The 13,511-nt window shown below is 63.3% G+C and carries 13 protein-coding genes; 3 read left to right on the forward strand and 10 right to left on the reverse strand.

The window, feature by feature from the left end; all coding sequences use genetic code 11:
• Positions 1 to 17: 17 nt before the first annotated feature.
• The gene (locus ISS99_RS18005) at positions 18 to 1,448 is read right to left on the reverse strand and encodes a sensor histidine kinase (protein WP_284343698.1); all 1,431 of its coding nucleotides are present in this window, start codon (positions 1,446 to 1,448) and stop codon (positions 18 to 20) included.
• Complete coding sequence (locus ISS99_RS18010) at positions 1,445 to 2,110, reverse strand: response regulator (RefSeq protein ID WP_204632995.1); 666 nt, start codon at positions 2,108 to 2,110, stop codon at positions 1,445 to 1,447. The genes ISS99_RS18005 and ISS99_RS18010 overlap by 4 nt, the downstream gene beginning before the upstream one ends.
• 161 nt (positions 2,111 to 2,271) lie before the next feature.
• Here ISS99_RS18010 and ISS99_RS18015 point away from each other — a divergent pair, with 161 nt between their 5' ends.
• The gene (locus tag ISS99_RS18015) at positions 2,272 to 3,240 is read left to right on the forward strand and encodes a quinone oxidoreductase family protein (protein WP_204632996.1); all 969 of its coding nucleotides are present in this window, start codon (positions 2,272 to 2,274) and stop codon (positions 3,238 to 3,240) included.
• A gap of 3 nt (positions 3,241 to 3,243) precedes the next feature.
• Here the strand turns inward: ISS99_RS18015 and ISS99_RS18020 are convergent, their stop codons facing one another.
• Positions 3,244 to 3,537 (reverse strand): 2-hydroxyacyl-CoA dehydratase, encoded by a 294-nt coding sequence (locus ISS99_RS18020; RefSeq protein ID WP_204632997.1) that lies wholly within the window; start codon positions 3,535 to 3,537, stop codon positions 3,244 to 3,246.
• 294 nt (positions 3,538 to 3,831) lie between these two features.
• On the opposite strand from ISS99_RS18020, the gene ISS99_RS18025 reads away from it, so the two are divergent.
• The gene (locus ISS99_RS18025; protein WP_204632998.1) at positions 3,832 to 5,481 is read left to right on the forward strand and encodes an MASE1 domain-containing protein; all 1,650 of its coding nucleotides are present in this window, start codon (positions 3,832 to 3,834) and stop codon (positions 5,479 to 5,481) included.
• A 13-nt stretch (positions 5,482 to 5,494) separates the two neighbouring features.
• Here the strand turns inward: ISS99_RS18025 and ISS99_RS18030 are convergent, their stop codons facing one another.
• Entirely contained in the window at positions 5,495 to 6,121 is a 627-nt protein-coding gene (locus ISS99_RS18030; RefSeq protein WP_204632999.1) for a hypothetical protein, read from the reverse strand.
• A 427-nt stretch (positions 6,122 to 6,548) separates the two neighbouring features.
• Here ISS99_RS18030 and ISS99_RS18035 point away from each other — a divergent pair, with 427 nt between their 5' ends.
• Positions 6,549 to 6,950, forward strand: a complete 402-nt coding sequence (locus tag ISS99_RS18035; protein WP_204633000.1) for an H-NS histone family protein — start codon at positions 6,549 to 6,551, stop codon at positions 6,948 to 6,950.
• 88 nt (positions 6,951 to 7,038) lie between these two features.
• On the opposite strand, the gene ISS99_RS18040 is transcribed toward ISS99_RS18035, so the two are convergent.
• The 6 genes from ISS99_RS18040 to ISS99_RS18065 all read right to left on the reverse strand — a co-directional run bounded on the left by ISS99_RS18040 (position 7,039) and on the right by ISS99_RS18065 (position 13,511).
• Complete coding sequence (locus tag ISS99_RS18040) at positions 7,039 to 7,683, reverse strand: phosphoribosylanthranilate isomerase (RefSeq protein ID WP_204633001.1); 645 nt, start codon at positions 7,681 to 7,683, stop codon at positions 7,039 to 7,041.
• Positions 7,680 to 8,447, reverse strand: coding sequence for a tRNA pseudouridine(38-40) synthase TruA (truA, locus tag ISS99_RS18045; RefSeq protein ID WP_204633002.1), 768 nt, complete (start codon positions 8,445 to 8,447; stop codon positions 7,680 to 7,682). Before truA ends, ISS99_RS18040 begins: the two co-directional genes overlap by 4 nt.
• Before the next feature lie 121 nt (positions 8,448 to 8,568).
• Positions 8,569 to 10,896: a motility hub landmark protein FimV gene (locus ISS99_RS18050; RefSeq protein ID WP_204633003.1), complete on the reverse strand. Its 2,328-nt coding sequence runs from the start codon at positions 10,894 to 10,896 to the stop codon at positions 8,569 to 8,571.
• Between the two features lie 168 nt (positions 10,897 to 11,064).
• The gene (locus ISS99_RS18055) at positions 11,065 to 11,346 is read right to left on the reverse strand and encodes a chorismate mutase family protein (protein ID WP_239538169.1); all 282 of its coding nucleotides are present in this window, start codon (positions 11,344 to 11,346) and stop codon (positions 11,065 to 11,067) included.
• Positions 11,346 to 12,374, reverse strand: coding sequence for an aspartate-semialdehyde dehydrogenase (locus ISS99_RS18060; RefSeq protein WP_204633004.1), 1,029 nt, complete (start codon positions 12,372 to 12,374; stop codon positions 11,346 to 11,348). The genes ISS99_RS18055 and ISS99_RS18060 overlap by 1 nt, the downstream gene beginning before the upstream one ends.
• A gap of 129 nt (positions 12,375 to 12,503) precedes the next feature.
• Entirely contained in the window at positions 12,504 to 13,511 is a 1,008-nt protein-coding gene (locus ISS99_RS18065; RefSeq protein WP_204633005.1) for a 2-hydroxyacid dehydrogenase, read from the reverse strand.

Below are 13,511 nucleotides of genomic sequence, written 5' to 3' on the forward strand. Positions count from 1 at the left end.
TCGCCATCCGCTCTCGTTCACACCGTTCCTTGCGACACCGCAGGCGCTTCAGCCGTTCCTGACAAGGGAATCACCACGCGCACGCGCAAGCCGCGCCCCGATGGCGCATCCAGCAATTCGATGCGTGCGCCATGCAGTTGCGCTGCACGTTGCACGATGGACAAACCCAGGCCATAGCCGTCGCCGCTGCTGCTCGCTTCGCGATGAAAGCGAGCAAAAACACTGGCGCGACGCTCAGCCGGAATGCCCGGACCATTATCGGTCACGTCGATGACCGCATTGTCGCCGTAACGCTCCAGCGACAATTGCACCTGGCCGCGGGCCGGCACGTGATGCATCGCGTTTTCGATCAGGTTGCGCAGCAAGGCGGCGAGTGCCGCTTCATAGCCTTGCAGCTTCAGCACGCCGTCGTGTTCGAGAAACGCGAAATCCACGCCGCTTTCACCCAGCAGCGGCGCCAGCTCGTCGATCACGTTCATGGCGATCTCGATGAGATCCACTTCGCCGCGCTGGCCCGACGCTGCACCCGCCTCCAACCGCGCCAGGGCCAATAACTGTTCGATGCGGCGCGCCAGCCGCGCCAACCCTTGCTGTGCGCTGGACAACGCAGACCGCGTGCCGGCCGGCAACTCGCCGGAAGTGGCGGTATCCAGGTGGATCATGGTCGATGCCAGCGGAGTGCGCAGTTCGTGCGCCACGTCGGCGCTGAAGCGCCGTTCACGCTCGAGTGCGTCTTCCAGGCGCTCCAATTGCGAGTTCAAGGCATCTACGACTGGCAGCAGTTCCAGCGGTGCGTGTTCCAGCTGTATCGGCTGGCGGCTGCCCGGCGCGCGTGATGCCAATGCCTGGGTCAACCGTTGCAGCGGACGCAACCCGCGCCCTACCGCCCACCCGACCAACAAGGCGAGCAACGGCAAACCGATCAACTGCGTAAGCCCGAGGTCCACGGACAATGCATGCGTGATGTCGCGGCGGCTGTCATCGCGTTCGCCCATGCGGATGACGACACCGTGGGCATCATCGACCAGGGTGAAGACGCGCCAGCCGTAGCCTTCGAAAAAATAATTCTCGAAGCCGGAAATCAGCGTGTGCGGCAGCGGCAATTGAGCGAAATTCGCCGTGGTCAGATGCATCTGGCCACGCATGTCGATCACCTGATAACCCACTTCCGCCTCATACGTGCGGGTATGCAACAACTGCTCTTCCGCGGCGCGGCCGATGATCGGCACGATCAATGGCCCTTGCCCCGGTTTGTGCAGCGCGTCCACGTCGCCGTTCTGGATCAGCACGTCCAGTGTGCGCGCGGACTGGGCAAGACGGCCGTCCAGCAGTTCGCGAGTTTCCTTCAGGGTGCTTCGATAGCTGTACAAGCCCAGCGGCAACAGCACCGCAACCAGCACCGCAATGATCATCCAGCGCAGGCGGCCGCGCAGGCTCAGCGGACTCACGTCGGGTCCCTGGGGATCATGTAGCCCACGCCGCGGATGGTGCGGATGGCGTCGAAGCTGAGCTTGCGGCGCAAGGCGTGGATCTGCACTTCCAGCGCACTGCTGCCGACCGAGTTGTCCAGGCCATACAACGAATTTTCCAGATGCTCGCGGCGCACGATCCGGCCTGCACGTTCCATCAGGATGCGCAGCAACGAAAATTCGCGGCGGGTCAGTTCCACCCGCTTGCCACGGTATTCCGCTTCGGAAGTGCCGATGTCCAGGCTGATCACCCCGACGTCGATGCGGTTGGCGGCGAGTCCTTGCGCGCGCCGCGTCAGCGAGCGGATGCGTGCGCCGAGTTCATCGACGTGAAACGGCTTTACCAGGTAGTCGTCGGCCCCCGCATCCAGTCCGCGTACGCGCGCTTCCAACGCATCGCGCGCGGTCATCACGATCACTGGGGTATTGACGTGGGCGCGGCGCGCCTCGGCCAGCACTTCCAGGCCGTCCTTGCCAGGCAGCCCCAGATCCAGCAGCACCAGATCCGCGGTCTGGTCGCGCAAGGCGAGCAAGGCTTCGCGCCCGTCGCGCAGCCAGGTCACCGCGTAGGAAAGCTGCTCCAGCGCATGCTTGATGGCCGTTCCCAGTTGCAGGTCGTCTTCGACCAGGATGATGTGCATGACTCGAATTACCTTCGCCCGGCGAGGTTGGAACCTGGCGCCCCAACGGATCATTGTGCAGAGATTAGCTTAGGGGGGTCTTACGGAGGCACCGTTCGCAGCCATACGCGCGCTCTTTTAGACTGGGCTATCGGCTCCGGCCACTCTTTGCGAGACCCCTCATGAAAGCGCTTCAGTTCAGCCGCCACGGCGATCCCGACGTATTGGAATACCTCGACGTAGCCACGCCCGAGATCGGCGAAGGCATGGCGTTGGTGAGAATCCACGCCGCATCGATCAACCCCAGCGACGTGAAGAACGTGGCCGGCCATTTCTCGCACACGACGCTGCCACGCATACCCGGACGGGATTTCAGCGGTGTGGTGGAACGCGGGCCGGCTGCCTGGCTGGGGGCGGAGGTATGGGGCACCGGCGGCGACATCGGCTTCACGCTCGACGGCACGCACGCGCAATACATCCGAGTGCCGGTTGCCGCGCTGGTGCACAAACCCGCGTCACTGACGCATGAGCAGGCGTCTGCGGTCGGCGTGAATTTCGCGGTGGCCTGGCTGGGCGCGATCACTTACGCGCAGCTGCGTCAAGGCGAAACCATCGCGGTCATCGGTGCCGGGGGTGGCGTCGGCGGCGCAGTCACCCAGATCGCCCGATCGCTGGGTTGCCGCATCATTGCCGTCGACCGGTCTCCACTGGACTCCGACTCGCCTGCCGGCAAGCGCATCGATGACTACGTGCCTTTCGATGAGAACAGCGTCGCGGGCGTACGTGGCGTGGAAGGCCTTGCCCAGGGCGTGGACGTGGTTTACGACTGCGTCGGCGGCGTCGCTTTCGACACCGCATTGGGGCTGGTGAAAAGACGCGGCCGCGTGGTGGAGATCAGCGCCACCGGCCGTCGCCGCGTGGAGTTCGATCTGATCGATTTCTACCACAACGAAACCCAGTTACTGGGGGCGGACAGCGCCAAGCTGGGGGTTGTCCAGTCCGCGCCATTGATGCTGGCCATCGCCGAAGGCTTCGACCACGGCAAGCTCGAGCCGCCGGTCATCGCCCACCGCTACGCGCTTGCGCAGGGCCGGGAGGCTTATGCTGCCGTTGCCCGCGGAACGCGCGGCAGGGTTGTCGTCATACCTTGACGGCTAGCCTTCGCTGAGGGCCTTGGGCTTGCGCCCCCGGCGCGGCTTGGCTTCCGTCTGCGCGATCAGGCTCTGCAGGTAGGCGATCCCCTCTTCTTCCGGAAAGAAGGCAACCACGTCCGCCACGGTCAGATTGTGACGCTGGCGGAGCGCCAGGAACTCTTCCTTGGCCCGCTCCATGGCAGACAAGGCGGCCTCTTTCTTGGACGGCTTCTTCTCCGTCCGCTGTTCGATCTGTTTGTCGAGGGCCGAGAGTTCTTCCTGGAACCGGCGGAATGCGTCTTTAGGGAGGGTCATGGCGACTGGGGGCATTGCGGGAACGACGATTATCTCACGTGAAGCAAGGGCTTAGCTCTCGCCGCCCGCTACCGGGCCGTGGCCGCCATCGGGCTTCACCTTTTGCGCCGCGACGGCGCGTATGATCAAGTGCCTCCGGGAGCCTCGGCCGTTTGGCGATCTGCCGCGCCAAATCCGCTTCCGCCCGGATGGCACAGTCTAAGCTTTACTGACGCTACCTGTACGTCTTTTGCCGGATGTCATACCGCTCATGGACGGCTGAAGTGCGGCCATCTCGGACCGGGAGCTGCGGCGATGGTGAAGTCAATCCTAGATAGCAAATGGTTGCGGCCACTGGCGGTGTTTGTCCTGTACACCGCAGCGTACGAACTGCTTCGACCTTATTCGAACGGCATCTGGTCGCTGACCTGCGGGCTGCGATTGAGCTGCCTGTTGCTGCTGCCGTACCGCTATTGGCCGGTGCTGGTCGGCGCGGAAATCATGCCGCTGATCGATGGCAACTATCCGTATCGGAATTCGTTTGGTCCAACCTGGACCCTGCTCAATTCCATCCCCTCCATTCTTTACGTCATGCCGGTGGTCTGGTGGTGTCGGGAAAGGCTTTCGCTCGTTCCCAGCAAGCGCCGGGTCAACGTCAATATCTTGCTGCTGTGCGCGGCGCTTGCATCCGCGGTCTGGGCCCTCACCACCTTCGCCGTGATGGCCACCAACGCCGCTGCCGCGCTGCCTTCTGCGCAGATCGGCGGACTGGAAATCGTGCAGATATTTCTTGGACGCTACGCCGGCATCCTGACCATCCTGCCGCTGGCGTTGACTATCAAGCTGCAAAGGCCGATGCCGCTATCTGCGCATTTGGCGCAATGGGCCAGGAGCAGGCTGACGCTGGAATTAGTGGTGCTACTGCTCCCTGCGCTTGCCGTGCTCGCCTGGCTCAATCACCGCGCATCGCCCGATGCGCAGCAGGTCATCCGCATGGCCACGTTCCTGCCTGCGGCGTGGCTCACCATGAAGCACGGCTGGCGTGCGGCGGCCTTTGGCATAGCTGCTGCGATGGTCTGCAACTTCCTCAGCCTGGAGTCTCATCCCGGCGCCCTTGACGTGGCCGGGGCGCAGGCCTTCATCGCATTTTCTTCCACTTGCCTGTTCGTGCTGGGAGCGCACATCTCCACCCAGAACGCCGTCGAAGAACAAGAACGTCTGGATGCCAAGGCAGCCATGAAGCTTGCGCAGCAGGGTTTGTATCTTTGTGAAATGCGCATGCGCCAAACGGCTCAGTCGCTGGAGCATTTGAGCGGCACGATGCAGTTGACGCAAACCCGGCTGTTGAACCGCTTCAAGCACATTCTTCCATTGGCCGAGGGCCAGAGCTATTACCGGCAGACGGCGACGACCCAGCACCAGATGTACCGGCTGGCGGAATCCATGCACCCCACCGCATGGCGCGAGCGCGGCCTGCCTGCCGCCCTGCGCGAAACGATCGCGCGACCGCTGGATGAAGCCGGCATAGTCTATCGATTCGCCCTGAAAGGCCGCGGTCTGAGCCAGCTGTCGCCAGGCGTCCACGCGACCATTTATCGGTTGGCCTGCGAAGCGGTGGTGTACGCGAGCGAGCAGCGGCATTGGTCCAGCATTACCGCCACGCTGCGCGGCGGCTTCGCGGGCAATCAACGCTGGGCCGTGCTGCGCATCGAGGGTATCGCCGAAGGCGACGTTGCCGAAGAACTCCCAATCCCCAAACACGAGAATGTTTCCTTGGCCGCCAAGCTGGGAACGACCGGGCTGGGCATTGCCGCCATGCGCGATCTCGCCCGCCTTTATGACGGCGAGCTTCACGTCAAGCGATCCGCGGATGCGCTGCAGATCACCGCATTGATCCACAACTCGACCCGTGAAGTGCGGGAGTCGCAAAACGCTTCCCCCGCACTGGAGCTCTATCTAAGCTGAGCAACGCCTCCGATCAACGGCCGTTCTTTGAAATGACCTGACCCGTGCAATCAAAATTGGTGCAGGGACTATTGCTGTTGGTGACAACCTGACCCGTGCAGTCAAAATTGGTGCAGGGACTGTCGCTGTTGGTGACAACCTGACCCGTACAATCAAAATTGGTGCAGGGACTATCGCTGTTGGTGACAACCTGACCCGTGCAATCGAAGTTCGTGCACGGACTCGTTTCAGCCACCTGCAAATTCAGCGAGCCGTCGCTGGCGGGCGATGCAACAATTTGCGTGGCACCATCGTCATAAACGGTCTGTGCACTCGCGGCCTTTGGGCTTGCGGACGAAGACGTCGTGACGTGCCCGGCATCGATGCCCACGGGCAATACCAACACCACGTGATTGGCGACGGCCACGGCTCCACGTACCGTTCCATTCAAATCGTTGACCTGCACGTAACGAATGCCATCGCGAACGAACACGTAGACGTGATAGTGCGGGCTCGCGCTGACATCTTGTGCATTCGGCCAGGCTTGTCCCAAACCCGTCGAAGGCGGCTGGCTCGCCGAGGCGGATACGGCCAAAAGGCCGGCAACGAATGCGGCGACGATCGCTTTGCGCGAAACCATTTCATTTGATTTGCGGAACATAAAACCCCCTCTTTGCTGGGTTGCGGCACCAAGTGCCGCCCGGAATGTAGCATCGAGGAATGTGTCGATAATGCATAAGCATTCGCACTTGCAAAATCCCGATTGAAGGCCTTTCTGAAGAAAATCAGGCCTCCTTCGCAAGCCAATCAGGCCTTGCGCGGCGGCGATTTATCGAAAAATCGTGCACTGGATTCATGCACCTGGGTAAACGCATTCGATGGTTTGCGATATTCGCTGGTCAGCGCTGGCGTTTTCGAATCGCGCCTAAATCGCACCGTTGATTTAAGACATTATCGAAATGCCGGATGCGAAAATATTTACCGACAAAACTAAATGTCGCGTTCATTAAATGAGACCACGTTCATTGCAATCACCCGGCAAATCTTTATAACCTACACATCCAAGCACACCGATATCAGGATTCTTCATGCCGATCGATCTAAAATCCCTTTCTCCCAAAGAACTCAAGTCGCTCATCGCGAACGCCGAATCGCAGATGCAGGAAGCGAGGGCCGGTCAGGTCCAGGAAGTCAGGAAGAAGATCGACGCGCTGCTCAGCAATGCCGGGCTTACCCTTGCCGATGTGTATCCGGTCCGCGGCAGCAAAACCGGCAAGCGCGGTACCGTTGCTCCCAAATACCGTAATCCGGAAGACCCCAGCCAAACGTGGACGGGCCGTGGCAAGCGCCCGCTGTGGTTTGCCGCAGCCATCAAGAAGCGCGGTGTCACCGCTGAAAGCCTGCTGATCGAAGGCGCCGAAAAGGCGAAGGCAGCGCCGGCGAGGAAGTCCGCCAAGAAGGCCACGCGCAAGCGGGTCAAGCGCCGCTGAAAGCGGTACACCCGCAATAACGAGAAAGCCCCGCAGAGTCATCTTGCGGGGCTTTTTTTACGGTGATATCGCAGATTCCTGCCGTGCCTCAGCGATGAGCAGCATCGTGCCCAACGCGCCCGGTTCCTCGAACGGCTCCGATGAAGTCGCGCACTTTCGCCGGATCCTTGATCCCTGGCGCAGACTCGATGCCACTGGATACGTCCACCGCCCAGGGGCGCGCCCGCTGGATCGCCGCAGCGACATTCGCCGGTGTCAGCCCGCCCGCAAGAATCAGCGGCTGGTGTGAATCCTTCGGCATGAGCGACCAATCGAAGGTCTTGCCGCTGCCTCCGGCTTCGCCCAGGCCGTGACCGTCGAGCAACAGGCCTGTCGCATGCGGATGGTCGCGCAGCTGGTATAGCGCCGACGCACCCTCCCCCATCGCAATCGCCTTCAGATAAGGATGGCCGAATTGCGCGCACCATTCGTCGCTTTCCTGGCCATGGAATTGCAGCAGCGAAGGCCGGACGATATCGATGACTTCCTGCACGAATCCCGCGTCATCATCCATGCACAGCGCCACTGTCGCGACGAACGGCGGCATCGCCTCGACGATTTCTCGCGCACGCCGCAGCGATACCTGCCGCTTACTGCGTGCGGTCATGACGACACCGATGGCATCCGCCCCCAGTTCAGCCGCATACGAAGCGTCCTCGACGCGGGTCATGCCACAACATTTGATACGAGTCATTCGCTCACCTCGGCGGGTAAATCCCAACGCCGTTCATAACGCGGACCGATAAAGGTCAGCCCCGAAGCCGCTGCCGTAGGCCCCGCCACTTCGCGGTTTCGCCCATCCAGCAAGGCCTTTATCCACTCGACCGACTGCTCGCCGCGCCCGACTGGCAGCAGGGAGCCGACAATATTGCGCACCATGTGATGCAGAAATGCGTTGGCTTCAATCTCCACGATGACGTGGGCATCCTCGCGCCACACTCGCAAGGCTTTCACTTCGCGCCGCGCGTGCGCCGCCTGGCAGGATATGGCGCGGAAAGCGCTGAAGTCGTGCTCGCCGATCAATGCCTGCGCCGCCGCGTGCATGCGTTCTGCGTCCAGCGCATGGCGCTCCCACGTTACGTAGCGCGCATCCAGTGCCGGCCGGATGCCGCGGTTGAGAATGGTGTAGCGGTAACGGCGGCTGCGCGCAGAAAAACGGGCGTGAAAATCCTCCTGCACCGTTTGCGCCCAGAGTACCGCGACGCTGGTCGGGAGGTTCGAGCTGGCTCCCAGTACCCAGCCACGCATGTCGCGCTGTACCTCGGTGTCGAAATGCACGACCTGGCAGCGACCATGCACGCCAGCGTCCGTACGGCCGGCACAGGTTATTTCAACCGGTTGGGCCGCAACGAAGGACAACGCGCGCTCAACGCTGCCCTGCACAGTGGAGCCGTGACTCAACCGTTGCCAGCCGAGAAAGTCCGTGCCGTCGTATTCGATGCCTAGGGCTATGCGCATGATGATCTGGAGAACTGCGAGGCGAACAAGGGTAGCAGGTAGTGCCGTTTGCTCCTGGGCTACAAAAAAAATCGGGCCGGCATGGCCGGCCCGATCGGTGTTTCGTGCAAGCGAATGCCGATCAGCGAATCTTGGCCATCAGCGTTTGCGCCACATCTTTCTGCATCTGGCTGCCTTCGTGCAGCACTTCTTCCAACATGGCGCGGGCACCGTCCGGATCGCCCATGTCGAGGTAGGCGCGGGCCAGGTCCAGCTTGGTGTCGATCGGGTCGTCGTGCAGCTCGCCGAAATCTTCCTCGTGCCCGGCGGCGTGCGATGCGGCGTGCTCGTCCTGGTGGGCAGCCTCTTCCGGTTCGTCGAACTTCCACGTCGACAGCGGCTCCTGCTCCGGGGTCACGGCTGCCGAAGCCTGGCTGGTCGCGGCAGCGGCCGGCTCGGCGTGATGAGGGGTCAGATCGAAGTCGAAATGGTACTCGCTGACCTTCGATGGCAGCGGCGGCGGTGCCTGCTTGATGACGGTGGCGTCGGCATCGGCGGCAGGCTTGTCGTTGCCATAGCTGTCGAGATCGAAGTGATGCAGCGGCGATTGCTCGTCATGGGTCGACGGCGGAATGTCCGCGTGTGCGAACAACGGATGGCCGGGAGCGAGATCCTCGCCCATGTGCACCACGTCCTGCCATTCCGCCTGGGTGGCATCAGTGACGTGGGCGTGCATCGCCTCGGCCGCCGCCTCGAAATGCTCTACGTCGCGGCGGCTGTAATACAGGCTGACCAGTTCCAGGTGCAGCTCAATGTCATCCGGATGTTCGGCGAGCTGGTCGAGCAATTCGTCCTGGTCGGGATCGGAATGCGGCGCCCCCAAGCCCAGGTCGTCCGCTTCGGCCGTACCGAAGCGATCGGCCAGCGACCCCTTGTTGGCGACCGGTTCGGATTTCTTTGTCTTGGCCGGCTTGCCGCCCTTGCCGCGGCGAGCAAGCAGGGCAATCAAGGCGAGAACGACGACACCACCGCCCAGGGCCATCGCCCAGGTCTGGGTGTACCACGGCTCCTCAGCAGCGGCAGCGGCGTGCTTCACCGGCGGATGCACGACCGGCTTGGGCTTGGCGGGTGCATTCAGCGGTGTGGTGACGGCTGCGGTATGCGGTGCGCTGGCAGCAGTGGCGGGTGCGGCCGTGCTGGCCGATTTTGCCGCCGCGACCGGCGCAGCGGATTCGGCCGGGTGAGTGGATGCCGCGACTGCCGGCGCCGGTGTCGGCTTGGCCGGGGCAACCGCCGCGGGAGCAGGGGCCGGCGCAGGAACGGCGGCAACCGGAGCAGGCGGCGTTGCAGCACCCTTGCGTGCCGCGGCGAGCTGCTTTTGCAGATCGGCGATCTCGTTGTCCTTCAGGGACAACAGCCGCTGGTTCTTGCCGTTGATGTCTTCGAGGTCTTTCAGGCGGGACTTCAGGTCGTTGCTCTGCTGCTGCAGCGAACTGAGCGTTTCCTGGCTGCGCTGCAATTCCTGGCGAATGGCTGCGTTGCCTTTGCCGTTACCGCCGCCGGCAGACTGGCCCTCGCCCGCGGCCGGAACCAGGGAGAGCTTGTCGCCGTTGCTGGTCTGGGTCGGTGCAACCGAGGCATTGGAGCGCGTGCCGCCGGTTTGCACCGCTACCGGCGCACTGACCGCGCCATTGCGCCAATCGCTGTTCTGCTGGCGCACTGCGGCCAGGGCCGCCGCAACAGCCGTGGTCAAGGCGTCATCGCGCGACGGTACCCGCAGCACCGCGCCGGCCTTCAAGGCATTGATGTTGTCGCGGTAGAACGCATCGGGGTTGGCCGCCTTCAACGCCAGCATCATCTGGTTGACGTCGACGCCGCCGGGGGCCGTCTCTGCCGCAACGTGCGAAAGCGTGGTGCCCTTCTCGACCGGGCCAAACTCGCCCTTCTTCACTTCGGCAGCGTGATGGTGAACCGATGCCGCCGCGGAGGTTTGCTGCTGGCGCGCTGCCGGGGTGGTGCCGGCCGAGGAGGCACTGCTGGCCGCCGCACGGCGGGTCGGCGCGCTGCTGGTCGCGTTCTGGCCGCGACCCGGCGGGTCGAGCAGGATGGCGAACTCGCGCACCGTGCTGCCGGTGCCGCTGGTGACTTCCACCAGCAGGTCGAGATAGGGATCGTCGACCGGGCTGCTGCTGGTCACGCGGATGACCTTGTGCCCGCCCTCGTCCGCCACGCTGAACTGCAGCGGGATGGTGGGGCGCTCGCCGCCGATCTTGGCGAAAGCATCGCTCGACGCCAGTTGGGCGCGCAGGGTTTGCAACTCGTCGGAGGATGCCTGGGTAACTGGAATGTCTACGAGTAACGGCTGTCCCAGCGCCGATTTCACGTGCGCTTGACCCAGTTCCACGGCGGCTGCCTGAGTACTGCCCAGCGCAAGCGCCATCAGTATCGACAGCTTCAACGAACGATTCATCGCGTGCTCCCCCGAGACAACTCGGACGCTTTTAGTCAAAAATCACCGCAGCTTGCGGTGACTTCCTCTTAGAAGGCGTCACTTTAGTTAGATAAACGTCAATCAACAATACCAGAATTGTCCGGAACCCCTCACACCGGGGCCCGATTTTGCCTGACGTGACGGCCGTCAATGCCTGGCAGGAGGCTTGGCCGCCTCCTGGGCTGCCTTGAGCTGCTGGCGTAGCTCGGCAATGGTACGGTCCTGCTGTTGCAAGCGCTCGGCGGCCTCGTGGCTGGCCACTTCCTGCTGCCCGACATCCTTCTGCAAATGGTCGACTTCGGTCTGGTGCTGGGCAATGCGCTGGTTGGCGCGGGCAACCGCCTGGACATTGGCCGAGGGCGGCGGATCGGCCCAGGCACCGGCCGCTGCCAACAGGCACACGGCGAAAACCAGCACACTGCGTTGCATTACAGGTAATCCTCGATCAGCAGCTCGGCGATCTGCACGGCATTGAGTGCCGCGCCCTTGCGAATGTTGTCGGCCACGATCCACAGATCCAGGCCGCGCTCATGCGAAATGTCCTCGCGGATGCGCCCCACGAACACCGGGTCCTGCCCCGCCGCATCGCCTACCGGCGTGGGGTAGCCGCCAGGCTTGCGCTCGTCCTGCACGACCACGCCCTCGGCGTTTTCCAGCAGCTCGCGCGCCTGCTCGGCGGTGATCTTGTCGCGGGTTTCCACGTGCACGGCTTCGGCGTGGCCATAGAACACCGGCACGCGCACCGCCGTGGGGTTCACCTGGATCGATTCGTCCTCCAGGATCTTGCGCGTCTCCCACACCATTTTCATTTCTTCCTTGGTGTAGCCGTTGGCCTGGAATTCGTCGATGTGCGGGATCACGTTGAAGGCGATCTGCTTGGGAAACTTGCCCGTTTCCACATCCTGGAAATTGAGCAGCGCGGCGGTCTGTTTGCCCAGTTCCTCCATGCCCGAACGGCCGGCGCCGGACACCGACTGGTACGTGGCGACGTTGATGCGCTCGATGCCCACCGCGCGATGGATCGGCGCCAGCGCCACCAGCATCTGCATGGTGGAGCAATTGGGATTGGCGATGATGCCGCGCTGGGTATATTGCGCGATCGCATGCGGATTCACTTCGCTCACCACCAGCGGAATGTCGTCCTGGTAGCGGAATTCGGAGGTGTTGTCGATGACCACCGCACCGGCTGCGGCGGCGCGCGGCGCATGCACGCGGCTCACCGAGCCGCCTGCCGAAAAGAAGGCAATGTCCACGCCGCTGAAGTCGTAGTCGGCCAGGTTGCGCACGGTGACCTGTTTGCCGGCGAATTCCACTTTGCCGCCCGCGGAGCGTTCGCTGGCCAGGGGCACCAGTTCGCTGATCGGGAATTCGCGCTGCGCCAGGATGCTCAGCAGCGTCTCGCCCACGGCGCCGGTCGCGCCCACCATCGCTACCTTGTAACTACTCTTCTTGCTCATCTTCAGGTCACTTGATTCAAGGGATTGGGAAAGTCGCCGCAACAGCACCAGATCCCCGTCCGGGGAATCTAGCCTGCACGGCATGCGAACGACATGGCGCGGCCTCGTCAACGTGAGGGACATCACGTTTCATCGACATGCCCGCCCCCGCGCCTCGGGGTTGAGCCACGAAGGCGGATGGCCTGCCTGAGGGCCGAACCCCAGCGCTGCCAGCAGATTATCGGCGGCCAACTGGGCCATGGCCCGGCGCGTATCGGCGCTGGCGCTGGCGATGTGCGGGCTGAGCACGGCGTTGTCGAGTTCGCGCAGGGCCGGGTTGACGGCAGGCTCGCCCTCGAACACATCCAGGCCAGCGGCGGCCAGGCGGCCGTCGCGCAGGGCAACGGCCAGCGCCGCGTCGTCGACGATGCCGCCGCGCGCGATATTCACCAGCACCGCCGTGCGTTTCATCATGTCCAGTTCCGCAGCGCCGATCGCGTGGTGGCTTTGCGCGCCATACGGCAGCACCAGCACCAGGTGATCGGCTTGTTGCAACAGCGCAGTTTTATCCACCCAGGTTGCCCGGCAGTCGCGCTCGACCGCTTCGGGAAGACGCGAGCGGTTGTGATAGATCACTCGCATGTCGAAGCCGCTCGCACGGCGCGCCACGGCCTGCCCGATGCGCCCCATGCCGAGTATGCCCAGCGTCTTGCCGTGCACGTCCACGCCCAGCCAGTCGTCGAAGCGCATGCCGCCGCGCCAGCGTCCGGCCCGCAACCATCGCTCGGCGCTGCTGACGCGGCGCGCAGCCGCCAACAGCAAAGCCCATGCATAGTCCGCCGTCGTCTGGGTCAGTACATCAGGCGTATTGGTCGCAATGATTCCCGCGGCGGTCAGGGCCGCAAGATCGAGATTGTTGTAGCCGACGCCCAGATTGGCGACCGCGCGCAAGCGATGGTGGCCGGCAATGGCCGCCGCATCGATGCGATCGCTCAAGCCGACGATCGCACCGTCGACGTCGGCAAGCTTGGCATGCAGTTGCTCCGGCGTGCGCTTGCTCTCCTTGGTTTCCACGCACAAGTCGACGTGCTGCGCCAAGGTGGCCAGCACCTCGGGAAACAGCGGGCGCGAAACCCAGACACGTTGTTGCTTGCTCAT

This window comes from Dyella mobilis (assembly GCF_016904945.1).
In the GTDB taxonomy this organism is placed as follows: domain Bacteria; phylum Pseudomonadota; class Gammaproteobacteria; order Xanthomonadales; family Rhodanobacteraceae; genus Dyella_B; species Dyella_B mobilis.

Bases quoted from the DNA above. Each gene is read 5' to 3' on its own strand.
- ISS99_RS18010 (WP_204632995.1), bottom strand. From the start codon at position 2,110: ATGCACATCATCCTGGTCGAAGACGACCTGCAACTGGGAACGGCCATC.
- ISS99_RS18015 (WP_204632996.1), top strand. From the start codon at position 2,272: ATGAAAGCGCTTCAGTTCAGCCGCCACGGCGATCCCGACGTATTGGAA.
- ISS99_RS18020 (WP_204632997.1), bottom strand. From the start codon at position 3,537: ATGACCCTCCCTAAAGACGCATTCCGCCGGTTCCAGGAAGAACTCTCG.
- ISS99_RS18025 (WP_204632998.1), top strand. From the start codon at position 3,832: ATGGTGAAGTCAATCCTAGATAGCAAATGGTTGCGGCCACTGGCGGTG.
- ISS99_RS18030 (WP_204632999.1), bottom strand. From the start codon at position 6,121: ATGTTCCGCAAATCAAATGAAATGGTTTCGCGCAAAGCGATCGTCGCC.
- ISS99_RS18035 (WP_204633000.1), top strand. From the start codon at position 6,549: ATGCCGATCGATCTAAAATCCCTTTCTCCCAAAGAACTCAAGTCGCTC.
- ISS99_RS18040 (WP_204633001.1), bottom strand. From the start codon at position 7,683: ATGACTCGTATCAAATGTTGTGGCATGACCCGCGTCGAGGACGCTTCG.
- truA (WP_204633002.1), bottom strand. From the start codon at position 8,447: ATGCGCATAGCCCTAGGCATCGAATACGACGGCACGGACTTTCTCGGC.
- ISS99_RS18050 (WP_204633003.1), bottom strand. From the start codon at position 10,896: ATGAATCGTTCGTTGAAGCTGTCGATACTGATGGCGCTTGCGCTGGGC.
- ISS99_RS18055 (WP_239538169.1), bottom strand. From the start codon at position 11,346: ATGCAACGCAGTGTGCTGGTTTTCGCCGTGTGCCTGTTGGCAGCGGCC.
- ISS99_RS18060 (WP_204633004.1), bottom strand. From the start codon at position 12,374: ATGAGCAAGAAGAGTAGTTACAAGGTAGCGATGGTGGGCGCGACCGGC.
- ISS99_RS18065 (WP_204633005.1), bottom strand. From the start codon at position 13,511: ATGAGCAAGCAACAACGTGTCTGGGTTTCGCGCCCGCTGTTTCCCGAG.